The sequence below is a fragment of the Pseudomonas fluorescens genome (genome assembly GCF_001648775.1).
In the GTDB taxonomy this organism is placed as follows: Bacteria; Pseudomonadota; Gammaproteobacteria; order Pseudomonadales; family Pseudomonadaceae; genus Aquipseudomonas; species Aquipseudomonas fluorescens_M.
This window is the reverse complement of record NZ_LVEJ01000024.1, coordinates 40,849-67,387: the sequence shown is the minus strand read 5'-3', so window position 1 is coordinate 67,387 and position 26,539 is coordinate 40,849. Positions and strand designations below refer to the sequence as shown.

The 26,539-nt window shown below is 59.8% G+C and carries 13 protein-coding genes; 5 read left to right on the top strand and 8 right to left on the bottom strand.

Annotated elements, in window-relative coordinates; all coding sequences use genetic code 11:
* Positions 1-188 precede the first annotated feature (188 nt).
* Positions 189-401, top strand: coding sequence for a hypothetical protein (locus A8O26_RS22010; protein WP_064119846.1), 213 nt, complete (start codon positions 189-191; stop codon positions 399-401).
* Positions 398-655 carry a hypothetical protein gene (locus A8O26_RS22005; RefSeq protein WP_064119845.1) on the top strand — a complete coding sequence of 86 codons (258 nt, stop codon included), beginning with the start codon at positions 398-400 and terminating at the stop codon, positions 653-655. Before A8O26_RS22010 ends, A8O26_RS22005 begins: the two co-directional genes overlap by 4 nt.
* Positions 656-662: 7 nt before the next feature.
* On the opposite strand, the gene A8O26_RS22000 is transcribed toward A8O26_RS22005, so the two are convergent.
* Genes A8O26_RS22000 through A8O26_RS21990 form a run of 3 tightly spaced genes read right to left on the bottom strand, consistent with a single transcriptional unit; the run spans position 663 to position 6,138 of the window.
* Positions 663-1,259 (bottom strand): glutathione S-transferase, encoded by a 597-nt coding sequence (locus tag A8O26_RS22000; protein ID WP_064119844.1) that lies wholly within the window; start codon positions 1,257-1,259, stop codon positions 663-665.
* On the bottom strand, positions 1,256-4,897 hold the full coding sequence (locus A8O26_RS21995; protein WP_064119843.1) for an AAA family ATPase: 3,642 nt from the start codon (positions 4,895-4,897) through the stop codon (positions 1,256-1,258). The genes A8O26_RS22000 and A8O26_RS21995 overlap by 4 nt, the downstream gene beginning before the upstream one ends.
* Complete coding sequence (locus A8O26_RS21990; RefSeq protein ID WP_064119842.1) at positions 4,894-6,138, bottom strand: exonuclease SbcCD subunit D C-terminal domain-containing protein; 1,245 nt, start codon at positions 6,136-6,138, stop codon at positions 4,894-4,896. Before A8O26_RS21990 ends, A8O26_RS21995 begins: the two co-directional genes overlap by 4 nt.
* Before the next feature lie 351 nt (positions 6,139-6,489).
* Here A8O26_RS21990 and A8O26_RS21985 point away from each other — a divergent pair, with 351 nt between their 5' ends.
* From A8O26_RS21985 to A8O26_RS21975, 3 genes are all read left to right on the top strand, one after another.
* Positions 6,490-19,548: a hemagglutinin repeat-containing protein gene (locus A8O26_RS21985; protein WP_253756986.1), complete on the top strand. Its 13,059-nt coding sequence runs from the start codon at positions 6,490-6,492 to the stop codon at positions 19,546-19,548.
* Entirely contained in the window at positions 19,545-19,886 is a 342-nt protein-coding gene (locus A8O26_RS21980) for a hypothetical protein (RefSeq protein WP_064119841.1), read from the top strand. The genes A8O26_RS21985 and A8O26_RS21980 overlap by 4 nt, the downstream gene beginning before the upstream one ends.
* 117 nt (positions 19,887-20,003) lie before the next feature.
* Positions 20,004-20,459 carry a hypothetical protein gene (locus A8O26_RS21975; protein ID WP_081265239.1) on the top strand — a complete coding sequence of 152 codons (456 nt, stop codon included), beginning with the start codon at positions 20,004-20,006 and terminating at the stop codon, positions 20,457-20,459.
* Between the two features lie 201 nt (positions 20,460-20,660).
* Here the strand turns inward: A8O26_RS21975 and A8O26_RS21970 are convergent, their stop codons facing one another.
* From A8O26_RS21970 to A8O26_RS21950, 5 genes are read right to left on the bottom strand one after another with little or no spacing between them, the layout of a single operon-like run.
* The gene (locus A8O26_RS21970; protein ID WP_064119840.1) at positions 20,661-22,298 is read right to left on the bottom strand and encodes a BatD family protein; all 1,638 of its coding nucleotides are present in this window, start codon (positions 22,296-22,298) and stop codon (positions 20,661-20,663) included.
* A complete protein-coding gene (locus A8O26_RS21965; protein ID WP_064119839.1) occupies positions 22,295-24,031 on the bottom strand; it encodes a vWA domain-containing protein in 1,737 nt (578 codons plus the stop codon). The genes A8O26_RS21970 and A8O26_RS21965 overlap by 4 nt, the downstream gene beginning before the upstream one ends.
* Positions 24,028-25,107, bottom strand: coding sequence for a vWA domain-containing protein (locus A8O26_RS21960; RefSeq protein WP_064119838.1), 1,080 nt, complete (start codon positions 25,105-25,107; stop codon positions 24,028-24,030). Before A8O26_RS21960 ends, A8O26_RS21965 begins: the two co-directional genes overlap by 4 nt.
* Positions 25,100-25,597 (bottom strand): DUF4381 domain-containing protein, encoded by a 498-nt coding sequence (locus tag A8O26_RS21955; protein WP_064119837.1) that lies wholly within the window; start codon positions 25,595-25,597, stop codon positions 25,100-25,102. Before A8O26_RS21955 ends, A8O26_RS21960 begins: the two co-directional genes overlap by 8 nt.
* A complete protein-coding gene (locus tag A8O26_RS21950) occupies positions 25,594-26,538 on the bottom strand; it encodes a DUF58 domain-containing protein (protein WP_064119836.1) in 945 nt (314 codons plus the stop codon). The genes A8O26_RS21955 and A8O26_RS21950 overlap by 4 nt, the downstream gene beginning before the upstream one ends.
* Position 26,539 lies beyond the last annotated feature (1 nt).

Sequence of the window (26,539 nt, the reverse complement as noted above, 5' to 3'; positions counted from 1 at the left end):
AGATCGCAGCCTTCGGCAGCTTTTGTGTGTGCGCACTGAAAAAACGGCCTGATAGGTTTTCTTCAACAGGCACATAGACTGGCTAAATAATCAACGAAGCTGATGTTTACTATGGCAAACCCTGAGTGGTTCGCTCGGCTTTTTTGATTGATTCTGTGGGCATCGAAACATGCCCACGGGAGAACACCATGGCCAGCGCAATCATTCATTCAGCCAAACGCGGCGCCTACCTGGTCATCGGTCTGTACCTGGCCGTGGTGCTGGTCGTCAGCATCGCTTCGCAGATGGAACACAGCTTCGACGCACCGATTCAAGTCGCCCACCCTGGCATCCAGTTTGAAGTCCGCTCGCAAAGCGTGATGGTCGACCGGGCCGAACTCGCAGGAGTCGGCGGCGCATGAAAGGCTACAGACTTTGGGTCGTCGCGGGTCTAGCGTTCTTCACCAACGGCGCCTCGTTATTAGGCATCGGCCAAGGCTCGGTGGGCGCATTGGCCCGGGCCATAGAGGCCAATCACAACATCGCGCACAACATCGAACGGGCGAATGCGTTGGGGCTGATGGCCGGCAACCCACCGGTAAAAGTCTCGGCCGATTTTCTCGGGCCGTTCGAAGTCGATTGCATGGCACTCGGCATGTGCCAAGCGCTGGCTTGACCCTGAGTTACTTCTTCATGATCGAAGTGAAGAACTCGGATTCGAGCAAGCGCTGCAACCAGGCTTGTAAGCGAACATAAGGTGTCTGCGCAAACCACTCGCGATCCACATGTGCAAACTGCCGAACGAACGGCAGTAATGCCACATCCGCCAGACTCAAGTGCTCGGCCAGCAAATAATCGCGATCCGTCAGCAACTCATCCAGCTTCTGCAAAAACAACGCGCCCTCAGCCCGATAAACCTCCATCCGCTGTTCGGGATAGCGCTCGGCGTACTTGTAGCGATTCAGGTGCACCTTGAACACTTGATCGTTGCCCTGAATCAACTTGTCCATCCATAACGCCCCGAACGAGTCCCCGTCGAGTAGCCAGTTGTCCGGATCATTCTGCGCCAACGCCCAGCGCATGATCTCCAGACTCTCATCAATCACCCGCCCGCCAGCATCCAGCACCGGCACCGTGCCCTTTGGCGAGATCGCCAGCATCTGCGCCGGTTTGGCCTTGAGGCTGACCTCGACGATGTCCACCGCCACGCCCGAATAACGCAGCGCCATCCGCGCGCGCATGGCGTACGGGCAGCGGCGGAAGGAATACAGCGTGTTCATTTCACCTCCAGGGTGCTCAAACCGTTGCCTTGGCGCTGCACCTGAATCTGCACCGGGATCCGCTCGTGCATTTCCTGCACGTGGGAAATCACCGCGACCTTGCGGCCCTGTGCCTGCAAGCCATCGAGCGCATCCATGGCCAGTTGCAGCGACTCCGGATCGAGGCTGCCAAAACCTTCATCGATAAACAGCGATTCGATCTTCAGCGTACTCGACGCCATCGACGCCAGGCCCAGCGCGAGGGCCAGCGACACCAGGAACGTCTCGCCACCGGACAACGAATGCACCGAGCGCAGTTCGTCGCCCATTTCCGTGTCCATCACCAGCAGGCCGAGCATGCTGCCGCCGCGTTTCAGGCGATAGCGTTTGACCAGTTGGCGCAGCTGCACGTTGGCGTGGTGCACCAGCAGGTCGAGGTTGTAGGCCTGGGCGATCTTGCGGAAGGTGTCGCCGGTGGCCGAGCCGATCAAGGCACTCAGTCGCGCCCAGCGCTGATATTCGGCGTAGGCCGAGGCGATCTGCTGCGCGAGCGCCTGATTGGCGCTCTGCCGGCGCTGGTCTTCGGCCTGTTCGGCACGCAGTTCGGCGCATTGCTGTTCGCTGACGGTGGACTGGTTCTGCAGGTCGGTGAGGGCGCTGGCCAGTTGTTCGGCGTCGAGGTTGCCGTTGTGTTGTGCCTGATGATCGAGCAGACGCTGGTCACGCTCCTGCAACAACACCTTGGCCTGTTCGATGGCTTTTTCATTGAGCTGCAAGCGCTGCCGCAACTCGGCCACTTGCGCGTCATCGACTCGCAACAGTTCTTCAAGGCCGCCGTCATCCAGCTCAGGATGGCGGGCACGCCAGTCGGCAATCTTGCCGGCCAGATCCTGCTCTTCGTTTTCCAGCGCCTGCAAACGCTGTTGCTGCGCCTTGAGTTCAGCGGCGATTTGCACGAGCTGCGTGCGCAGGTTTTGCAGTTCCTGCGCGGTGCCGGTTTCGGCGTTGCGCGCCTGTTCGACCGCTTGCTCAAGCTGCTGCTGCCAGTGCTCGGCGCTGCTGTGCGCGCCGAGCAGTTGCGCGAGTTTCTGCTGGCAGGTCTGCTGCTGTTCGGTCAGCGCAGTGAATTGCTGTTCGGCGCTGAGCGACTGCTGCGTACGGGTCTGCTGGCGATCCTGTTCTTTCTCCAGCGTCTGTTGGCGTTGTTGCTGCTCGGCCTGTTCTTCCTTTTGCTGATCGACCTGCGCCAAGCGCTCGGCGATCTGCCGGTCGAGCTGCATGAACGTCGCCGCCGGCTCCTGGCGCAGGGCTTCAAGGGTATCTGCTGGCAGCAAGTTGCCGAACGCGTTGAGTTCTTCGTCGAGACGCTGACGGTCGCTGCTCAGTTCACGTTGCTGATTGCTCAGGTGCTGCGCGGCCTGCTGATGCGCGGTTTCGGCCTGACGCAATTGCTGGGTCAGGCGCGCGGCATCTTGTTGCAGGGTGAGCAGGGCGCTCTGACGTTGCTCGTCCTGAGTGATGCTCTGATTCAGCTGATCGTTTTGCCGGGATAGCCAGGCATCACGCTTCTCGGCATCCTGATTCAGTAGTTGCGCAGCCAGCGGATGCGCGTCGAAGCTCGGCGCCAGGGCTTGCTGCTGGCTGGCGAGGTGTTCCTGCTGTTGCAGCAGTTCTTTCTGCTGAGCAATGACGCCACCGACTTCAGCGCGCAACTCGATGAGTTTTTCCTTGAGCTGATCGACCACCTGCTGGGCATTGGCCTGCTCGCTTTCATCGTGGCGACCGAGGCTTTGCAGCAGCGCTTCCGGTTGATGATACGGATGCTCGTTACTGCCGCAGACCGGGCACGGTTGATCGTCCTGCAACTGCGCGCGCAACTCTTCGACACTGGCACTGCGCGCCAGCCGCTGGCGTTCAAGCAGCTCGCGGGTGACGTTGAGGGTTTGTTCGGCGACGGTCAGCTCGGCTTTGCTTTTCACGCCGTCCTGAGTCAGTCGCTCGCGCTCCTGCTGGGCGCTGAGCTGACGCTGTTGCAGCTCGCTGCTGCGCTTGTCGAGATCCTGTTGCGTGGCCCACAGGCGCGACAGATCTTCGAACAGCCGCAGTTGTTTGCGGTTGTCCTGCAACAGTGTGCCGAGGATGCCGATCTGCTCGGCGACGGCATCGGGTTCGGCACCGGCCTCTTTGAACAGCACTTCCAGTTGCTGTTTCTGCGTGGTCAGCTCTGAGGCACTGCGCGCGGCGTTCTCTTCGAGACTCGCCAGTTCCGCCTGACCCTTGTTCAGGCGATTGCCGATCAGCATCAGCTGTTGCAGCCGATCGCGGTAAGCATTCCATGCATCACTCAACGGGGCCAGATGAGCACTTTGCTCAAGCTCGGCGGCAATGCGCTGCAGGCGTTCGGCGACCTGAGTCTGTTTTTCCAGCAAGGCTTGAATGGCGTTGTGGCCCTCGGTGCAAGCCTGCTGCGCATTGAGCCTGGCTTCGGCGCTTTGCGCGACATCCTTGGCCAGACGAGCGAGGGTGCTTTGCTCTTCAAAGGCCTGACGCAACAGCGGCGCGTTTTCACTTTGCCGTTGTTGGGCTCCGCTCAACGCGAGTTTCGCTGCTTCGAGGTTGTGCTCCAGTTGCGTCTGGCGCTCAGTCAGTGCGGCGTGTTGCTGGGTGTGCGCGGTGATTTGCGCGGCCAGTGGCGCGAGCAAGGCATCGAGTTCGGTTTTGCGTGCGAACTGGTGTCGTTGCGGCCCGAGCTGTTCCAGACGCGTCAGTTTCACCCGCTCGCCGGCCAGACTGTCCGATTGCTGTTGCGCGCTGTGCAATTGCTCGGCGGCGGCTTGCTGCGCGTCCTGCAACACCCGCAAATCCTTGAGCCAGGCGTGCTGTTGCTCAAGTTGTTTGAGCTGGGCCTGCTGCAACTTCAATTGCTGTTGCGCAGCATTGAAACGCTCATCCAGCTCGGCCCGGGCCTCGGGGGCCAATGGCGTGACGCCGGTGGCCTGATCCTGCAACAGCTTGTGCGCTTCGCGGGCTTCTTTGGTCTTGTCGAAGGCGCGGCGGCCGAGGCGGGTGTACAGCGCGGTGTCGGTGAGTTTTTCCAGCAGTTCGCTGCGGTCGTTGTCGTCAGCCTTGAGGAACGCGCTGAACTCGCTCTGTGCCAACAGCACGGCGCGAGTGAACTGTTCGAAGTTCAGTCCCAGTGCGGCTTCCAGCTGAGTTTTGTATTCGCCTTTCTGACTGGCGAGCAGTTGATCCTGATCGATGTCGCGCAGGCTTTGCCGACTGGCTTGCAGCTTGCCGCCAGCCTTCTCACGCGCACGGTTAGCTTCCCAACGCGCCCGATAACGGCGGCCGTCGACACCAACGAAATCCACTTCGGCGTAACCTTCGCCGGTGCCGCGACGCAGCAAAGTGCGCGGGTCACCGGTGGCGATTTCACCGTCGGCATCCGGAACCTTGGCGTCACGGCCGGTGTTGTTCAGGCGCGGCACCGCGCCGAACAGTGCCAGGCACAGCGCATCGAGCAGGGTGCTTTTACCGGCGCCGGTCGGGCCGGTAATCGCAAACAGACCGGCGCTGGCCAACGGCTCAGCGGTGAAATCGATCTCGAACGGGCCGGCCAGCGAGGCAAGGTTCTTCAAGCGAATGGCGAGAATCTTCATGGCTGCTCGCCCTCCAGTTGTACGTCCTGCAGCAGTTCGGCGAAGTCTTTCAGCGTTTGCTCATCGACCTCGCTGCCGTAGTTGTCGAGCCAGGCGCGGCTGAACAATTCCTGTGGGGTGAGTTGGTCGAGTTCGATCAGCGCAGTGCCGTCCTCGCTGCCGTCCGCGCCACGGTTGCCGGCGTATTCGGCGGCGATGCGCACCAGGCGCACGGCTTTGCCTTGCAGAGCGCTTTCGACTTGATGGCGCAGATCCGGCTGCGGCTCGTCGAGGGTGACGCGCACTTCCAGCCACGGCTGGCGTTGGGTTTCGGCGAGCAGATCGATGTTCGGCAGGTCGGCCAGTTGCAGCAGGATTTCGGCCAGCGGTGCCGGGCCGATGCGTTGCAGGTTGACCGAACGCGGGATCAGTTTCGGCTCGACGCTGACCAGGGTTTCGCCATCGAGCGTGACGTCGAGAATCTGGTGCTGATAGCCAATCTCCGAGAACGACAACGGAATCGGCGAGCCGCTGTAGCGAATGCGCTCTTCGCCATTGACCTTCTGCGGCTTGTGCAAGTGGCCGAGGGCGACGTAGCTGATGCTCGGCCCGAAAAGGCTGGCGGGCAGCGCTTCGGCGTTGCCGATGATCAGGCTGCGTTCGGAGTCTTCCGACACTGAGCCGCCGGCCATGTGTGCATGGCTGATGGCGATCAATGCCTGACCGGGTTGGCGCTTGGCGTTGGCGGCTTCGATCAGCCATTCATGCACCTGACCGATGCCGCGCAAATAGTTATCGCCCAGATGTGCGCCAGTCACCTCCGCCGGGCGCAGGAACGGCAGCGCCAGACACCACGCCGCAATTTCGCCTTGGGCATTGGGCAACGGCAGCAGCAAACGCTCGGCATCGAGTTGACCGTCATCCAGCCACAACACCCGACCCAGCGCATGCGTGCGCAAACGGCGCATCAACGGCGCGGGCAGTTCGATCCGCGAGCCGGAATCGTGGTTGCCGGCGATCATCACGATGGTCAGCAACGGCTGCTGTTCGTGGGCGCTAACGATGAAATCGTAGAGGCGTTCCTGGGCTTTGACCGGCGGGTTGACCGTGTCGAAGATGTCCCCGGCAATCAGCAGCACATCCGGCTGCGCCAGTTGCAGTTGGCGCAGCAGCCATTCGAGAAAACAGGCGTGCTCGAAATCGCGCTCCTGGCCGTGCAGGTTTTGCCCAAGGTGCCAGTCGGAGGTGTGGAACAGACGCAAGGTGGACTCCGCAACAATTAAAGAGGTGATGGCCGCAGGTGAAATAAGGGCGGCGAAAGAGGGGAGAGTTTACAGATTATTGCGATGCGAGGGCTTGTAGTACGGGTGAACGATGACTCACTGAGTCATGGTTTGCTTGATACCACTCATCGGAAGTGATTTCTCGGGTAAATCAAAAATTGACGCCAAAATAGTGGCCATCTAATATCGCGCCGCAAATTTGATATTAGTGCGCCACTATCAGCTGAAAGGGCCGTTTTGCGATCTGCAGCAAGGGATCGTGACTGTCAGGAAGTACCGCGCACTCACCGTCATCCGACTTTTACTGCTCGTTGTAAAGAGATCTTCAACATGGACGTTCGCCAGTACGCGTTTCTCGCCCGTCAGCCCGCCGCTGCCGTGAAAACCCGCGAGTCATTCCTTGGCATGCCCAAGCGCGGCCTGGCGTTTCTGCTGGCCAACGTGATGTTCTGGCAACCGATGTGGGCGCAGGCCGACGGCATCGTGGTGGCCAACCCGAATACCTCGCTGGATCGCGCTGGCAATGGCGTGCCGATCATCAACATCGCTACGCCCAATGCCAGTGGCCTGTCACACAACCAGTTCCACGACTACAACGTCGGGGCGCAGGGGCTGATCCTCAACAACGGCTCGACCCAGAACACGCTGACCCAACTGGGCGGGCATATCGTCGACAACCCGAACCTGAAAAACAGCGGTTCGGCGCAGGCGATTCTCAACGAAGTCATCAGCGGCAACCCGAGCCAGTTGCGTGGTTACACCGAAGTGGCGGGGCAGTCGGCGCGGGTGATCGTCGCCAACCCGTATGGCATCACCTGCAACGGTTGCGGTTTTATCAACTCGCCGCGCGTGACCCTGACCACCGGTAAACCAGTGCTCGACAACGGCCGACTGGATCGCTTTCAGGTCGATCAGGGTTCGGTGGCCATCGAGGGTGCGGGTCTCAACGCGACCAACGTCGATCGCTTCGAAATCATCACCCGCAGCGCAAAGATCAACGCCGAGATTCAGGCACAGAACCTGACGATTGTTGCCGGTCGCAACGACGTCAATGCACAAACCCTCAACGCCACCGCCCGCGCCGATGACGGCGGCGGCAAACCGCAACTGGCCATCGATTCTTCAGCGTTGGGCGGCATGTACGCCGGGGCGATCAAACTGGTTGGCACCGAAGCCGGCGTCGGGGTGAAACTCGATGGCAAGCTGATTGCCAGCGGTGGTGATATTCAGCTCGATGCCAACGGTCAGTTGAGTCTGGCCGACACCTCGGCCACTGGCGTGGTCAACGTCAAGGCTGCCAGCCTCGACGCCCGCGGCCCGGTTTACGCCGGCACCAGCGTCAATGTGCAAACCCAAGGCAACCTGACCAACCGCCAGACCCTCGCGGCCCGCGACAGCATCACTCTCAGCGCCGGCGGCCAACTGACCAACGCTGGCGCCATCGAAGCCGGCGTCAACGCCGACGGCAGCCGCAATGCCAGCGGCGATCTGAGCCTCACTGCGCAGAGCCTCGACAACACCGGCAAAAGCCTCACCGCCAGCCGCAATCTGACCGTCAACACCGCGCAAACCCTGAGCAACCAGGGCGGCACGCTCAGCGGCCAAACCGCTGCGATCAGTGCCGGCACGCTGGACAACCGCAATGCCGGCAAAGTGCAGAGCGACGGCACCCTGAACCTCAATGCCGCGCGGGTGCTCAACAGCCAAGGCGTGATCACCAGCAACGCCAGCCTCACCGCCAACATCGGTCAACTGATCAACAGCAACGGCGAACTCAGCAGCCAGACCGACGCGGTTCTCAACGTCACCTCGCTGGACAACGTTGCCGGCCTGATGAGCGCCGGCCGTCTACTCGACATCAGCGCGGTCGGTGCGATCAACAACCGCACCGGCAAGATCGGCGCCAAACAGAATCTCACGCTAAAAGCCCAACAGCTCGACAACAGCCAGCAGGGCCAGTTGACCAGCGAAGGCAAGCTGACCACGCGGATCAGCGAGCAACTGAACAACCAGAACAAGGGCCTGATCCAAGCCAACGGCGCCATGGACGTGCAGGCCACGCGCCTGGATAACCGTGCTGGCAAGATTTCCAGCCTCGACACGCTGACCGTCAGCAGCGCCAACACCGACAACCGTGGCGGCACCCTGCGTGCCGATCAGGCGGCAAAACTGCTGATCGACAACCTGGACAACCGAGACAAGGGCCGCCTCGAAAGCAAGACGGCGCTGACCGTCGATGGCAACACACTCGACAACAGCAATGGCGGCCTGCTCACCTCAAGCGGTGCGTTGAGCCTCAAAGCCAAAGCAGTGACCAACGATGGCGGACGGGTTTCCGCCAAAGGCGATATCGACGCCAACATCGACACCCTCAATCAAGAGCACGGTGAACTGGTCGCCGAAGGCAATCTGCTGCTGACCGGCAAAACCCTCAACAGCCATCAGGACAGTCTGGTCGGCTCGCTCAAGACCCTGACCGTCAACGTCGAGCAGATCGACAACCGCGCCAGCACACTGTCCAGCCAACTGGATTTGCACATCAATGGTTCGCGCCTGGACAACAGCGACGGCGGCAAGGTGCTGTCCGACACCACACTGGCGCTGAAAGTCGCGCAGATCATCAACGCCACTAACGGCCTGATTTTCAGCAAAGGCGCGAGCACCCTCAGCGGCACCGGTTTGAGCAACGTCGGCGGGCGCATCGTCAGCCAGAACACTGTCGGGCTGACTTTCGACGGGGCCATGGACAACCAGCAAGGCCTGATCAGTAGCGAAGGGCAGATGACCCTTAACGCCGGCAGCCTCGACAACCGTCTGGGCAAACTGTCGAGCCTTGACGCGATGGCGCTGACTGCCAGCGGTTCAGTGCTGAGTCAGGGCGGCCTGATCGCCTCGCAAAAAGGCCTGACCCTCAAGAGCGGCAGTCTGGATAACAGCGCCAACGGCATCATCAGCGCCAAGGCCGATTCGACCTTGACCACCGGTGAGTTGAAGAACCGACAGGGCGGCAGTATCGCCACCGATGGCTCGTTGATGCTCACCGCCGCGCACCTGGACAACTCGGGCGGCAGCCTCGGCAGCCAGCAGAAACTCGAAGTCTCAGTGACCTCGCTGGAGCAGGACGGCGGCGAGCTGTTCAGCAACGGCGACCTGACCCTGGACATGCACAACGGTCTGCTCGACAACCAGCGCGGCAACATCCATACGCCGGGCCAGTTGCTGCTGAAAAACCTCAAGGACGTCAACAACAGCGCCGGCGAAATCTCCGCCGCCAAGGCCTGGAGCGTCAACGCGCAAAGCCTGAATAACGACGGCGGCAAACTGCTCAGCAACGAAAAACTCACCCTGGTCATCGAACGTGCGCTGAGCAACGTCAAAGGTCTGATCGCCTCGGCCAGCCTCGACAGCCGCAGCGACAGTTTGAACAACAACAGCGGCGACATTCGTGTGCGTGGCGATGTCGATTTCAGCGTGACTGGCATGTTCGATAACCACAACGGCGTGGTTATCGCCGACAACGGCCTGACGATTACGGCCGCGAGTCTGGATAACCGTCAGGAAGGTCTGATCGGTTCGACCCAAGCGCTGAAACTCAACGTCGACCGTGTCGACAACCGCAGCGGCGAGCTGTCGAGCAAGAGTGATGTCAGCCTGATCGGCGCCTGGCTGGATAACAGCGACAGCGGTTACATGCTCGCCGGTGGCAATCTGGCGCTGACCGTCAATGAGGTCATCAACCGCAATAAAGGCCTGCTGTCTGGCGACGCCGGGCTGACACTGACCGGTAAAACGCTGGAGAACAGTGGCCGCCTGACCAGCCAGAAAGATCTCGCGATCAACCTCTCTGCAGATCTGAATAATGCGCAGGGTAGCCTCGTCAACGAAGGCGCTTTGGCGATTACTGCGCAAAGCCTCAACAACAATGGCGGCACCGTCTCGAGCGCCAAGGCACTCACCCTCGACACACGCGGCGCCGTCAGCAATCAGGGCGGCAACCTGCTGACTGACGGCGATCTGACCGTCAACAGCAGCGCGCTGGATAACCAGAAAAAGGGTGTGATCAGCAGCAAGGCCAACCTCAACATCAGTACTGGCGAACTCAACAACAGCCAAGCGAATATTTACGCGGCCGACCACGTTGAGATCAATGCCGGCCAAGTCACCAATACCGCTGGCAGCCTCGGCGCCGGCAAGACGCTGACCGCCAATGTCCAAGGCCTCGACCAGCAGGGTGGCAAACTGTTCAGCGGCGGCACCGTCAACGTCGATCTGAACGGCGGCGCGCTGAACAACCAGGGCGGCGTGATCAACGCGCCGGACCAGTTACTCCTGAAAAACCTCTCCGACGTGAACAACCGTGGCGGTGAGATTTCCAGCGATCAGGCTTTTGAACTGATCGCCAAGTCGCTGGACAACAGCGGCGGCCAACTGCTGAGCAACCAGAAACTCACCCTGACCCTCGACAAGGCGCTGACCTCGATCAAAGGCACGATTGCCGCCGCTGCGTTGCAGGTTCGCGCGGCGAGTCTGGACAACAGCGATGGCGGTGTATTGCTCAGTGACAGCGATATCGAGGTCACTGTCGATGGTCTGCTGAAAAACACCAACAAGGGCAGCATCCGCGCCGCGCAACGACTGACCCTCAACAGCACCGGTCTGAACAATCAGGGCGGCACGCTGGTCGGCGTTTCCGGCCTGAATATGGACCTGGGCGCCAACGCGCAGGACCTGAATAATCAGGACGGTGTGATCAGCAGCAAAGGCGGGTTGAGCATTGCCCATCTGCGCGACCTGAATAACCAGAATGGCGTGATCAACAGCAAAGGCGTGCTGAGCATCGCCACCCTGCGTGACCTGAATAACCAGCAAGGCGAAATCTCCAGCGTCAACAGCTTCAGCCTCACCGGCAACCGTTTCGATAACCGTGGCGGTAACCTGATCAGCAACGATCAACTGACCGTGAATGCGGCCGACCTGAAAAACCAGAACGGTCTGCTCTCCGGCTGGAAAGGCCTAAGCCTCAGCGGCGGCACCCTCGACAACAGCCTGGAAGGCGCGATCTCCAGCCAGCTCGGCAACGTCAACATCGACCTCAGCGGCGCGCTGCTCAACCACAGCAAGGGCGGCATCGGTGGCCTCGGCGAAGTGACCATCACGGCGGCCAGTCTCGACAACAGCGCCGGCACGGTCAGCAGTGGCGGTAAACAAACCCTGACCATGAGCGGCGGCGCGATCAGCAACGCCTCCGGTGGCCTGATCAAAAGCGGCGACACCCTCGACATCCGCGCGGCCAGCCTGAACAACACCTCCGGCAACGTCATGGCAAAAAAAGCCCTGACCTTCACCGGCGGCCCGCTGAACAATACGAAGGGCAGTCTGGTCGGTGACGACAGCGTCACTCTCGATCTGCTCGGCGCTCTGACCAACGTCAATGGCGCACTCGGCAGCGGCGCTGCGCTGCTGATCAAACGCTCGGCCAGCATCGACAACCAGGGCGGCCAGTTGATCAGCCAAACCCTGCTGAGCCTGCTTACCAGCGGCGATCTGAACAACAGCCAACGCGGCACCGTCTCGGCCAACGGCCAACTGGATCTCACCGTGGCGGGTACGTTGCGCAACGACGCTGATGGCTTGCTGTCCAGCCGCGATGCCGGCGTGACCCTCACTGCCGCCGCACTGAACAACGCCAAAGGCGCGGTGCAAAGCATGACCGCGCTGACCGTGAACACCGGCAGCGGCGCGATCGACAACCAGGGCGGCAAAATCATCGCCCAGAACGGCGACCTGACCCTCAACGCTGCCAGCCTCGACAGCCGTGGCGGTGTGCTTTCAAGCCTCAAAGGTCTGCTGCAAACCCGATTGAGCGGCATGTTGCGCAACGGTCAGGGCGGCAAGATCGAAGGCAGTCGCCTCGACCTGCAGGCACTCGGCGGTATCTACAGCGACGGCGGACGAATCGCCGCCAACACCGGCAACATCCTGCTCAACGCCGGCGGCAACACCCTCGACAACAGCGGCGGCGGGATCTATGCCAAAGGCGTGGTGAAAACCTTCGCCGGCTCGATGAACAACAACAACGGCCAGATCAGCGGCAGCAGCATCGAGCTGGGTGCCGACGGCAACCTGAGCAACCGCAGCGGCCTGATCGAGAGCGCCAGCACACTGGCGATTCGCGCCGCCAACCTCGACAACCAGAACGGCAAGCTGCGCGCGCTCGGCACCAGCGGCAAAACCGATTTCCAGATCGGCAGCCAGTTCGATAACCGTAATGGTCTGGTGGAAACCGCCAACACCGATTTCACCCTCGCTGCACCAGGTTTCCTCAATGCCGGCGGCTCGGTGACGCATGTCGGGTTGGGTGAGTTCGGCATCTCCACCGCCAACGTGATGAATGCCGGCGGCTCGCTGGTGACCCGTGGTGGCCTGACCCTGAACGCGGACAGCTGGACCAACAGCAGCGTGATTCAGGCCGGGCGGTTGACGGTGAATGTCGGCAATTTTGTGCAGACTGCGAGCGGGCAATTGCTTGCTTCCAATCAACTGGTGGGACGTGGCGGTAACTGGAGCAACGAAGGCTTGATCGCCAGTGATGGCAACATGGATATCCAGCTGTCCGGCAACTACGGCGGCAATGGTCGGGTGAGCAGTGTCGGCGATCTGGGACTGCTTGCTTCGCGCATTGACTTGAGCAGTGTTGCAAGTATCACCGGTGCATCCACCGCCACGCTGACCAGTCGCGGCAACCTGACCAATCTGGGGCGCCTCACAGCTGTTGACAGCCTGACCGTCAACGCCGCGTCGTTGGTCAACAACGGGACGTTGGGCAGTGCCGGCAATCTGCGGGTCACCAGCGACTCGTTGCTCAACCAGAACGGGCTGATCTTCAGCGGCCGCGACATGAACCTGCGCGTGGGTTCGCTCACCAACCGTTATTCCGATATTTACGGCATGGGCAACATCAGCATTGCCCGCGATGACAGCAATGGATGGAGTTCATCGATCAATAACATTTCGGCGACGATTGAAAGTGTTGGCGATCTGAGTCTGGCGGCTGATCACATCGAGAACCGCAAGGATGTTTTTGAGGTAGCCGCGGGTGGCGGGCTCGTTTCGGGAACAATTGGCGTTCGCTGCACGACGTGTACTTCATTCAGCGGCATTAACTTCGAGAGTCGCCTGCCTAGCCACTTGGTCTGGGTTGAAAAATACCATTCAACCATTGTCAAGGATTCGGCTTCGGGCACATTGACGGCCGGGCGCAATCTGACGGGCAACGGTCGCGAATTCATCAATAACGCCTCGACAGTCAGTGCCGGTCGAGATTTGACATTCAACGTACAAAATTTCACTAACCAAGGGGCAACGGTCGGGGATTACACCATCACGCGCTGGATTGATGCGCCCAGGGCGAGCAGGGGCCCGGACTTCTGGCAGGACGTATTGAATTACAACGCCGCAAACGACCCGGATTATGACTCGGGCCAAACCGGTGTTGTGAACGGAAAGATCAGGATGGTTCCCAATATCCACACTTGGGATATGAATACGGTTGAATCACTCACCCGGATAGGCGGGCGTCAAGGTGGTCGTGAGGCTATCAGGTATCTTCTGTTTGGTTCGATCGCCATCGAATACGATTCCGGGAATCTCCGTTACGCTCCTCCTGGCTACGACGCTGGCGTGCGCGCAGAAGCCCCGGACATCATCAAGAACGCGACACCTTTCAACACCTTTACTACCGAAAGCAGTCCGACAGCGAATGCCAACGCCGTGGTTCAAGCAGGCGGCGCCGTTTACATAAACGCGACCAACAAACTGGACAACGGCGTGGTTCGCAACGGCAATGCATCGGCCGCCGGCGCATCGCGTCTGGGGTCCACCCAACTGGCCGGCCAGGTCACGCCTACTGTCATCCGCATCAACTCACAGCTACCGCCAGACCTCGCCCAACAACAGGTCAACCCGCTGGCCTTGCCGGGCTTCACCCTGCCAACCGGTGATAACGGTCTGTTCCGCCTCAGCCGCAAGGACGGCAGCGAGCAAGCGAACTCTCCGATCAAAGACTGGGCAATCGGCTCGATCACGGCTGCATCCTCTGGACATACCACCGGAATGCCGGTCAGACATGCCACCGATTTCCAGATCGACAAGAACGATCCGGTCTCGATGAAAAAACGCGACCTGGCGCTGAGTGATGCCGCGTCGCTGAATCTCAACGACAGAACGGCTCAGTTCAACGTGGGTGCAACTGCGGCTGACGGTCCGGTCGGCGTGCTGGTGCCTGCGCGTGGCAACGGCACCTTCGATGTGCCGCGCGTACAAGGTTTGCCCGACACCAGCGTGCGCTCCAACCCGCACAAATACCTGATCGAAACCAACCCGGTACTGACCAACCTCAAGCAGTTCATGAGCTCGGACTATCTGTTGGGCAAGCTCGGTTACGACCCCGACACCAGCGCCAAGCGTCTGGGCGATGGCCTGTTCGAGCAGCGCATGGTGCAGCAGGCCGTGGTCGCCCGCACCGGCCAACGCTTCATCGACGGCCAGACCTCTGACGAAGGCATGTTCAAGTACCTGATGAACAACGCCATCGCCAGCAAGGATCAGCTCAACCTATCGGTGGGCGTCACCCTGACCGCGCAGCAAGTGGCGGCACTGACGCACGACATCGTCTGGCTCGAAGAGCACGAAGTGAACGGCGAAAAAGTGCTGGTGCCGGTGCTATATATGGCCCAGGCCAATAATCGGTTGGCGCCAAACGGGGCGTTGATTCAGGGCGGCGACGTCACTCTGATCGCCGGCGGCAACCTCGATAACGCCGGCACACTTCGCGCCTCCAACAACCTGTCGGCCGAGGCCGGTAACAACCTCACCAACACCGGACTGATCGAAGCCGGCGAGCGCCTCACGCTCAAGGCCGGCAACGACATCATCAACAAATCCGGCGGTATTATCTCGGGCAAGGATGTCAGCCTGACAGCCACCAACGGCAGTGTGATCAACCAGCGCGATGTGACCAGTGTCGATGTCAGCCGCGGTGGCAGTGTGTACCACCGCGACTATCTGGATAACGCTGCTCGGATTGAAGCGGCCAATGATCTGACGATCAAGGCTGGGCAGGACATCAACAACATCGGCGGGGTGCTGAAAAGCGGTCAAGACATGAAGCTTGATGCTGATCGCGATGTGAATATCACCTCGGTTCAGGTTCGCAGCACCGATGCGCGGGGTGGCAGTTACCTCAATCAGACCATTACCCAGCACGGCGCTGAAGTGACGTCCGGGCGGGACCTGTCGATCAGTGCTGATCGTGATGTGGCAGTAGTTGCCAGTCGACTGGATGCCAAGCGCGATCTCAGCGTCGATTCAGGCCATGACATTGTCATTACTTCGGCCGCCGACGAGAGTGATTACGTCTCGCGCAGCAAGAAGCGCGCGAACGAAACCCACAGCATCACGCAACAGTCGTCGGTATTGAACGCCGGTCGCGATATCGCGCTGAACGCGGGTAACGATCTGGGCATCATCGCCAGCCGGATCAAGGCTACGGAAGATGTCAGCCTCGATGCGGCTCAGGACATCACCGTTGCCTCGGCCAAAGACGAAAGTTCTTCTTATTACTACAAGAAGAAAAACGGCTCGTTCGGGCGCAGCAAAACCACCACGGCAGAAAGTTATGAGAGCGAGAACGTCGCTTCCGTGATCGAAGCCGGACGCGACCTGACCGTCAACTCGTCCAAGGACGAAGATGGCAGCGTCAGTCTGGATGGCGGGCGTAACGTCACCATCATCGGTAGCCAATTGAACGCTGGTAACGATCTGGTCGTCGGTGCGAAGAACGATGTGGCGGTTCTTTCTGCCACCGAGGAGTCTGGCTCCTACACCAAAAAAACCAAAACAGGCACCTTCGGCCTGTCGAAAAGTGGCAGCAGCCATTTGCAGACGTCTGTTACCCAGGTCGGTAGCGAGTTGAATGCAGGACATGACGCCGTAGTTCTCGCCGGGCGCGATGTTCGTGTGAACGCCAGTGAAGTCAACGCCAAAAACGATGCCGAACTCCACGCTGGCCTGGTGGACAAGGAAGGCGATATCACCCTGTCGTCCGCCGATGATCAGGCGTACAGCCGTGCCGAAGAGTACAAGAAGAAACTCGGTCTTTCACTGAAGGACGCTATCGGCTGGGCTGCCGGAACGCCAGGGTTCGGCGCGGACATGACCTTCGCCACCTCCCATAACGGCGGACGGGAAGTTGTCAGCTCTGAAAGTATCGGTAGCCAGGTCAATGCCGGGCACGATGCGATTCTCAACGCGTCGCGTGACATCAATGTCATTGGCAGCGGTATCAGCGCCGACAACAGCGTTTCGCTAGATGCGGGTCGCGATGTCAATGTGGTCGCCTCAATCGACAGCCACCGCAGCAACAGCTGGGAGACAGACAAGACCGTTGGTATCAAACAGACCATCGACAGCAATGCCTTCACCACGTTCGTTGGCAGCGAAACCCTTCAACATGGCGTCAACAGCAAGGGCTACACCGCAGCGGGCAGCTCCATCGACGCCGGGATGAACATCAATGTAAACGCCGGTCGCGACATCAACCAGCAAGGCTCCGATCTGACCGCCGAGAACAACATCCGGCTCAAGGCTGATCGCGACATCAACATCGATGCCAAGGAAGAGGCAAGCGAAGTCACCATCCGTGACAGCATCAAGCGCAACGGCATCACCGTGACCACAGCCTACAACATCGGCAACACCATGGATGGCCTCAAAGGCACTGGCAAAGGTGAGGATGGGGTCAGCAAAGGCTCAAGTGTTCTGAAGTCGGTTGATACGCTGGATCAATTCTTCAGTGGACCGAAATTTGACGGACATATCGGTGGCTCGAGCGTCAGTTCCAGCCAGACTCAGACATCTGTCACTCAACGTCCGTCGACGCTTTCTGCAGGCAATGACATCTCGCTGGACGCTGGCAACAACGTCAACGTCAGCGGTAGCCAGTTCAATGCCGGCCGTGACATCAACGTCAAAGGCAAGGACATCACCTTTGACGTTGCGCATGGATCAGAAAGCAGCGACGGGCATTCGACCCAGAGCAAGGGCGGCGTCAAAGGGGGCACCACCGGCGGCTTCAAACTGGGCGTAGGTGTCAGCAATGCCGGCACAGAAGACAAATCGAACCAGGGTACTTCAACTGCTACGCAGCTCAATGCCGGCGGCAGTATCAATCTGGACGCGACAAATGATCTGACGCTGATCGGCACTCGGGCCACCGCCGAGCGGGATATCTCCCTCAAGGCCGGTAACGATCTGAATATTCTCTCGGCGCAAAACGCCTACGAGAGTTCGCACGATCGGCGTAGCTGGGGCGCGGAGGGCGGCATCATCGCCGGCCAGGACGGCTTCGGTGTTTATGGTTCGGCGAATGTGGGCATCGGCGATCTCAACCGTGAGGGCGTCAAGCAGCAAGAAGCCTATCTGTATGCCGGCAACAAACTTGGCTTCGAAAGCGGTCGCGATACCAATATCGCTGGCGCGACTTTGCGTGGCGACGAAGTCATCGGTGATGTCGGTCGCAACCTGACCGTGACCTCTGTGCCGAACACCGGCAAGGTCGAAGGCAAGGAGTTCGACGCCAGCCTGACGGTTGCGGTGAGCTTCGGTGCAACGGTCAGCGGCTCGCTGGGTTATGGCGAGACCAACGGCAAAACCAACTGGGTCGACAACCAGACTGTTATCAGTGGCAAAAGCAAAGTCGATATCCGTACTGAAAAACATACCCAGCTAGATGGCTCGGTGATCAGTGCCGACAACGGCAATCTGAAACTCGACACCGACACCCTCGGCTACCGCAACATTACCGGCAAGGATAACGAGCACGGTTATTACCTCAATGTCAGTGGCAGTTATGGCGGGGGCGGTGGCGCCCAGGCCGACAAGCCGAACAAGGGCATGGAAGGCGAGAGCAAAAACAGCTGGGCCGTGGAGGGCTACAAGTACGACAAGGACCGTCAGCAGACGCTAAACGCCACGGTGGGCGAGGGCCAGATTGTCGTGCGTAACGACAAGGCTACCGGCCAGGATTCCACGGCGGGACTCAATCGTGATGTGAACAAGGCGTATGAGATCACCAAGGATGAGGAACATCGCACGACGTTGTATGCGAGCAGTTCCTCCATTGATGCCGTCAGCCATCCGCTGGAGACGCTGGACCGTTGGGGTGACGGCGTTACAGATTTCAAGAAGAACATGCTCAACCAGGCTTTGGCCGGTGCCAGCTTTCTGCAAAATCTGAAACTGGCAATCAATGCTCAGCTAGTTGATATCAGTGAGGTGTCTCCTTCGCTTCGCAATGAGCTTGGTGATGAGCAGGCACTGGCCGTCACGAAGAACTTTGTTCGGCAGGGGAAGAATCCTTCGGATATGGATTCCCTTGACCCCGAAGTGCTTGCTGGACTCAAGCGATTTGCCGATCTGGCAGCCGATTACGATAAGGAAATGGCGAAGGAGGTTGATCAGGGCAACATCACCATTGAATCCAAGAACGACGGTAGCGGGGGAACCAACGTCGTCTATCTCGATAGGACCACCGTGAGCGAGAAGGTCATTCCCATGGGGCAGGCGGCCCTTTCAGAACTGGGTGACCTGCTCGTGCTGGCCAATTCATTGCCGGAGGAAAAACGTGATCAACTCAAAACCGTTGCCATTGCAGCTCAAGCTGTAATGGGACCCATGAAATTCATGGTGAGCTTTACTGCAAACGCTCTGATTAATGCCGCAGCAGGAAAGGAAGTTGAAGAGTTAAAAGATGGCGCAGCGATTAAATTGGCAGCCTTCTTTACCGGTCAATCAGAGGAAAGCCTGAGGAAGAGCAACGAGCTTGCAAAGGGTGAGCATGAGAATGGCAACACCGTCAAGTATCCTCTGGAAGGTGATAGCTATGTCGTTGCCTCGCGTTTTCTGATTGATGCGGCGTTAGGTGAGTTTAAGGCCTTGGGAGTCAAGGCGACCGGTCGGGTGCTTGAGGTCAGTAGAAAAACGGGTGGCAAAAACTCTGGTTCTGATCCAGCATCCCCTCCGACTCGACCCCAAGTAACGAAAATTGAAAAAATGGAGGATTTTTTCAATCAGCCAGGTTTTGGCGGCCAATTAGCCGACGCTACTAGAAAAACCTCAAAGAGATTTCAAGGTCAGACCGTTTATCAAGCGACCGAGAAAATTGCGCCAAATATTAAGAAAGGCGACCAGATTTATTTGGATAATCTTCATAAAGACCATTTGGAAGTGTTCGATAAATTTGGTGATGTGAAGTACGTTTTGAATTTGGATGGCTCAAAAAACAATGAGAAAACGGCTAAGGCCCTTGCCGATGGGAGAAAATTGAGATGAATGATTTTGAGTCGGTGAAACAGCTGATCATCGAGCTGATGAAAGAAAAGACGGGTAGCTTTGATGGCAATAGTTTGGAGGCCGATTACAAGCTGGACTGGGAGGCTGAGCTTTCCGAAAGATTGGGGAACGCTTTCTACAATATGTCCAGAGCGGCATCCGCCAAGGAAAATGCAGACGATGTCATGTTGAAAGTTGCGCTGATGAATTCACGTGTGGACTTCATGGATCTGGCTAATTTTTTCCGCGATATTTATGACGATCTCGATGCGTTGGTAAAAAAACCTTTTTGGCCGGAAATCCCCAAAGGTTTTGATTACGAAAAAATCTCGGATTAAGAGGCCGCTGGCTGGATCCCGGGCGGGAGGACAGACCACGTTTAGAAAGTACTGCGAAAACGTAGTCTGTCTCCGTTTTACTCCGATAAAGATTTGAACCGGGTGAAGGATTAAATAATGAGCTTTGAAATCTTGCTGGAGAAAGAGCCTTCCGAGCACTTTGGAGTCCAGGCTCTACGTGGCTTGATCCGACTGGGTGACGAAGAGGAAAGCTTCTTTGCTCCGATCTCCTTTTGGGGCAGGCAGGAATACTTGAGTAGCTGGTACTCATCGCTTTGCCGTGGTCTCGAAAGGAGACAGCACTCTGTATTGGTCACTTCAATGCTTGATCCAGAGTTGGCAAATTTCCTGATGGTTTGGGTTTTGTATTTTGTTGGAGAGTCTGTTCAGATTCAGAATAGTGTGGTTTTTCTAGACGACGTTGTTCCCGGGTTTAATGGGAGCGATGTCAATACTTACGTCGGTGAGCGCGAGGTGGTTAACGAAGATGGCGACAAGATTTCCGAATGGGTCGTACCTCTTTCGGAAGTGCTCAGTTTCAAAGAAAAATTGAAGATGGAAGTCGATGCTTGAGCAACTAAACGGTCGCTCCGCTGAGCGTAATATGGGGGATGAGGTTGAGTACAGATAAACGCCGTCAAGCGCCGTGTCGATCTGCGTGCCGCCTACCGCCCTACCTCAATCAAAATCAAAAGATCGCAGCCTTCGGCAGCTCCTACAGGGGATACGTGCCCACTCTGCAGGACCTGCCGAAGGCTACGATCTTTTGCTCATTTACTTCGGATAAAGCGGCGGCAACCCACTGTCACCCACCGGATCCTGCACCCGTTCCGCCGCCGGAATCGTGCGAATCGCCCGCCACAAATCCTCACCCTGCCAATGCTGCCCCGTCTCGCTGTACAGCGCACCATTCAACCCATCCAGCGCATCCGACAACGGCACAAACCGCGCCGCCATGTCCGCCAATGTCTCCGGTTGCTGCCGCGCCCACGCATCCAGTGCCTGCCGCGTTGCTTGCGGGTCATTCGCCTGGCTCGCCCGTTTGATGTCGTCCATCAAGGTGCGCGGGCTCGGGCCGGTTTGGGCGGCGCGATGCACCGCCGGTTGCCAGCGTGCGCGCCACCACAGGCCGAAGCCGAGCAGGGTGGTGCAGGCGAGGATGAGGGTGCTGAGTTTCCACCACCACAACACGTCGTTATCGACGACGCTCGGTTGCAGGTTGCCGGCCGGGGTGTCGACTTGCAGGCTCGGGTTGTTCGCCACTTGCAGAGTGCGCGCGGGCAGGCTGCTGTGTTCCAGATGATCTTCGAAGGTGTTCCACCAGACCACGTCCACCGTCGGCAAGTCGATGGTGCCGCTGCGGCTCGGCACCAGCGCTTCGCGTTCTTCGCGGCTGCCAACAATGCCCCGGTCAGTGCTCTGGTTGCTCAGCACCGGTTGGTCGGGGTAGCGGCGCAGGCCGTTAACGTCGGTGGCGGGCAGTACTGGCAGTTGCGAACTGGCGAGGCCTTCGACTTTCAGGGTCAGGCTACGCGTCATCGAGTCACCGACCTGGATATGTTCCGGTTCCGGGTTCCAGCTTTCACTCAGGCTCAGACTGCGCGCGGGCAGCCATGGCGCGTCGATGGGGTAGGTCAGGGGTTTGGGTTTGACGGTCAGGGGGATTTCGGCGGAACTGACGCGCATCAGTTTGCCCGGTTTCGGCCCCTGCGCATTCGCGTCCTGAGACGGCTGCGTGTCGACCAGTGTGGCGCTGAAGGTCTGCGGCGCGATGGTCAGCAAGCCGCTGTGTTGCGGGTAGATCGCATAGCGCATTTCGATCACGCCATGACGCACACCGTTGAGGTCTTTTTCGTAGGTGCGCGTGTCGCCCAGTTGCTCGATGCGCGCATCGGCGATTTGCAGCGGCGTCAGACTGCTGTCGTCGTACAGCGACACCGAATGGTAGATACGCAGGGTCAGGATTGCCTGCGCCTGCACATAGACGCTGGACTGATCGAGGCTGGCTTCGATGAACACCGGGTCAAGGCTGTTCTTGTTCTCGCGGGTGTCGCTTTCGACCACTTGCACGGTGATCGGCTGGCTCTGCACATCGCCCAGTTGCAGCGGCGGGATGACCACGCTGCCGTTCTCTTTCGGCAACAGGGTGATGATCCAGCGCGTGGTGGCGCGATTGTCACCATTGAGGGTGTTGAGCTGGTTGACCTGACGCGTGCCACGCACTTCGAACAACGCGTCCAGCGGGGTCAGGTCGGGTTTGCCGAACTGGGTGACGTCGCTGGTTTCGAGGGTGAGCTCGACCGTCTCGCCGGAGTTCAGGCGACTGCGATCCACACTGGCGGTCAGCTCGGCCGCCTGGGCGGTGGCCGTGCAGAGCAGCAGGGGCAGCAAGAGAGCGGTGAAGCGGGTCATCGAGTGTTTTCCTGATCCTGATGTTGTTGCTGTTCGTACCAGAATTTGCGTCGCAGCAGTTCGCCCGGGTCGTCCGGGATCTTGCCCAGCCATTGCTCCAATGCCTGACGTTGCTCGCCTTCGAGGTTGTCCTCGCTCGGGCGCAACGTCGGCACGGTGTCCGTCTGTTCTTCCTCGTCGCTGCCCGGCACTTCGTTGGGGCCTGGCTGCGGCGGCGTGGTCGGTGGCGGTTCGCTGGCCGATTCGCTCGGTTGCGCCTCGCTCTGGGTTTCACTTTTGACCGCCGGTGGCGGTGCGGTCGCGGGCGGTGGTTCGTCGCCGGGCAGACTCTGTTCGGCCGGTTTGCTTTCCGGCTCGGTGGGCGGCGGTGTGTTTTTGCGCTTGAGCAGGTTTTCCACCAGCGCCTTGTTGGTCTGCGCCGGACGCAAATCCGGTTGCAACTCCAGTGCCTGTTCGTAGGCGTCGATCGCCGCTTCCAGCTCACCGCTTTGCGCCAACGCGTTGCCACGATTGTAGTGCGCGCGGGCATCGCTGCCTTCGGCGAAACGCTGAGCGGCGCCACTGTAGTCGCCGGCTTCGTACAACGCCACCCCTTGCCATTGGTGATCGTCAAAATGCTGCGCGGCTTCGGCCGGGCGCTTTTGTTTGAGCAGGTGCAGGCCCTGTTGATCGGGGCGCAGCCACAAATCCTCAAAGTCAAAAGCGTAGCTGGGCTGTGGCAAGCAAAACAGTAACGGCAGGCAGAATAACCAACCGCGTCGCCCGGCACACGCGGCGAGCAGCAACAGCGGCAACAGCAGCCAATAACCCTGATCGGCCCAGGTATCGAGGCGCACGGTCTGGCCGTCGTTGCGCAAACTGCGTGGGCCGCTGAGCAGGCCGAGCGCACCAAGATCGGCTTCGTCGAGACGGGCAGGGTGGTAGTCGCCGCCAACGCTGCTGAGGAAAGCACTTAACCCCGGACTGTCGAGTTGCGGCACGCGGATCGCGCCTTGCTCGTCCTTGAGGAAGCTGCCGTCCTCCTGGGCAATCGGCGCACCTTCGGCAGTGCCGACGCCGAGCATCAGCAACTGCGTCGATTGCCCGCTGAGGGCGCGACGAATGCCTTGGCGTTCTTCTTCATCGAGCGACGAGCCGACCAGCAGGATCCGCCCCTGACCGAGGGCGCCCTGTTTCAACAATGCCAACGCTTTCGCCACGGCCAGATCGGCCCGATGGCCGCTCTCGGGCATCAGCGATGGTTTGAGTGCATCGAGCAAATTGCGACTGGTCGCCAAGTCATCCGACAGCGGCACCAGCGTGTGCGCGCTGCCGGCGTAGACGACGATGGCGGTCTGCGCATCGCTGCGCGCCTGCAACAGGTCGAACAGCTTGCGCCGCGCCTGCTCCAGTCGCGTCGGCGGCGAGTCGGTGGCGAGCATTTCCGGGGTCAGTTCCAGCACCACCACCAGTGGGTCGGCAGGCTTCTGGCTGGTCTGCTCGACGCGCTCCCAACTCGGTCCGAGCAGCGCCAGAATCGTCAGCAACCACGCCACGCCGAGGGCAACCCACGGCAACTTGCTGTCGCGCCCACTGCCGCCGCTGAGCAGGGTGGCATGAAACGCCGGCGGCAGAATCATCTGCCAGCGTCCGGCACGTTTTTGCCGGTGCCAGAGCTGCCAGAGCAACCAACCGAGCAGCGGCAACAACAGCAGCCACCAAGGACGGAACCAGTGCGGCCAGAGCGCAATCATCGGCGCCTCCGCAGACGCAGGCGCTTGAGGCGCTCGCGCCAGTCAGGCAGCGGACTTTGCAGATACAGTTCCTTGGTGAACAGGCGTTGCAGCGGGTTGTCCGGCCACAATTCACGCGCGACCAGCAACAGGCTCAACCACAGCGCCAGCGCCAAAGGCCAGTGATACAAGGCTTGTGCCGGGCGCGCCTGAGTCGGTTGTTGAGTCACCGGTTCGAGTTGATCGAGGGTGTCCTTGATTGCTTGCAGTTCCTTGCCATCGTGGGCACGGAAATACTGGCCACCGGTGACTTCGGCGATGGCTTTGAGCGCCGGTTCGTCTAGGTCCAGACTCGGATTGACGCCGAGCAGGCCGGTTGAACCACTGTCTTCGGGATTGGCGCCAATCCCGATCGGATAGATTTTTACGCCTTCGCTCGCAGCAAGTTTTGCTGCCGTCAGCGGATCGATTTCGCCGCCATTGTTGGCGCCGTCAGTGACCAGAATCAGCACGCGACTTTGCGCCGGACGCATGCGCAGGCGTTTCAGCGCCAGACCGATGGCGTCACCGATGGCGGTGTTTTTGCCGGCAATGCCTATCCGCGCTTCGTCGAGCCAGACGCGCACGGTGTGGCGGTCAAAAGTCAGCGGCGCTTGCAGATAGGCCTGACTGCCGAACAGGATCAGGCCGACGCGATCGCCATCGCGACTTTCGAGGAAATCACCGAGCAGATGCTGCACCAGCGACAGGCGACTGACTTCTTCGTCCTGCCACTGCATATCGGGGAAATCCATGGAGCCAGACACATCCACCGCGACCAGCAAATCTCGGCCGCTGGCGGCAATCGGCAGTGGTTCGCCGAGCCATTGCGGGCGAGCGGCGGCGGTCAGCAGCAACAGCCACAACAGCATGAACGGCGCTTGTTGCCGCCACGCGGGTAAATTGGCGCGGGCGCGACGGCGGGCGAGGCCTTCGAGGTCAGACAGAAAACTGACTTTCAAGGCTGGCTCGCCGCTGTCCGCCACTGGCAGCACGAGGCGCATCAGCCACGGCAGCGGCAACAGCACGAAGATCCACGGCCAGGCGAACTCAAACATGTTTGCGAATCCACGTGTCGACCGCCTGGGTCAGGCCGGCGATGGCTTTGTCGTCGAGTTTGCATTCTGGTTTGTACGCGCCCTCGACCAACACCATCCAGCGCGTCAAGCCGGCGGCCGGGCAGCGGTTGTCGAGAAAGGCCAGCCATTTTCGTCCGTTGAGGGTGTGGCTCTGGCTGTAGGGATAGTGGTTGCGGCACAGGCGTTTGAGCAGGCCATTGAGTTGCTGCAGCCAGGCGCCGGCCGGGGCTCCGTCGTAAGGTTTGGGCATTTGTGCCAGTTCAGCGAGAGCGGCAATGCGCACCGGATCGAGTGGTTGTTCGGCACGCACGATCGGGCGTTTCTTCATGGGAATGAAGCGGCGCAGCTTCCACGCGGCGAAACCGAGCAGCGGCAATAACAACAGCAGCAACCACCAGCCCGGCGCTGGCGGCCAAAAGGCGATCGGTGGCGGCGAGATCAGCGGTTGCAGTTGTTCGAGGCCGTTCATCGACCTTTCCCCGGACGCTGCGGATTGAGGAATTCGCGCATCTGCTCGACCATTTCACTTTGCGTGCTCAGCGGCATCAGCAACACCCGCAGCTTTTGCGCGAGCAATTCCCAGCGGGCGATGCGTGCTTCAGCCTGGGCGCGATAGGTCTGGCGCAGGTCGAAATTCAGCGTGTCGAGTTCGAGTTGCGCGCCGCGTTCGGCGAATCTGAGCAGGCCGGCAGCGGGGAGGGCGTGGTCCAGTGGATCGGAAATCGGCAACATCAACAGGTCGCAATGCCGCGATAAGAGGCTGAGCTGTTGCTCGGCGCTGTCGGACAACGCGCGCTCATCGCAGATCACAATGGCCAGACTGCCGGGGCGCAGCACTTCGCGGGCACGGCGCAAGGCCACGCCAAACGCATCGCGATCCGGCTCACGCTCGCTGTGCAGCGACTGATTGACCTTGACCAGACGGTTGAGCAATTGCAGCAGACTCTGTTTGCTGCGCCGCGGTTTGATTTCATAGTGCTCGTTGTCGCCGAACACCAGCCCGCCAACCCGGTCATTGTGACCAAGCGCGGCCCAGCCGATCAGTGCCGCGACTTGCGCCGCCAGCACCGATTTGAACATCAGCCCCGAGCCGAAAAACAGTCGCGTGCTTTGCTCGACCATGATGAAAATCGGCCGTTCGCGTTCTTCGTGGAACAGCTTGGTGTGCGGCTCTTGGGTACGCGCGGTCACGCGCCAGTCGATGGTGCGCACGTCGTCGCCGGCCTGATAAACCCGCACCTGATCGAAGTCGACGCCACGACCACGGAATTTCGAGTGATGCAGGCCGATCAGCGGGCTGCGCTGGCTCGGCGTGGAAAACAGCTGCACCTCGCGCACACGGTGGCGCATCTCGATCAGCTCGGCGAGGCTGACGCGGGTGCCCGGTGCGGACGGCAGGGGGGCGTTCATG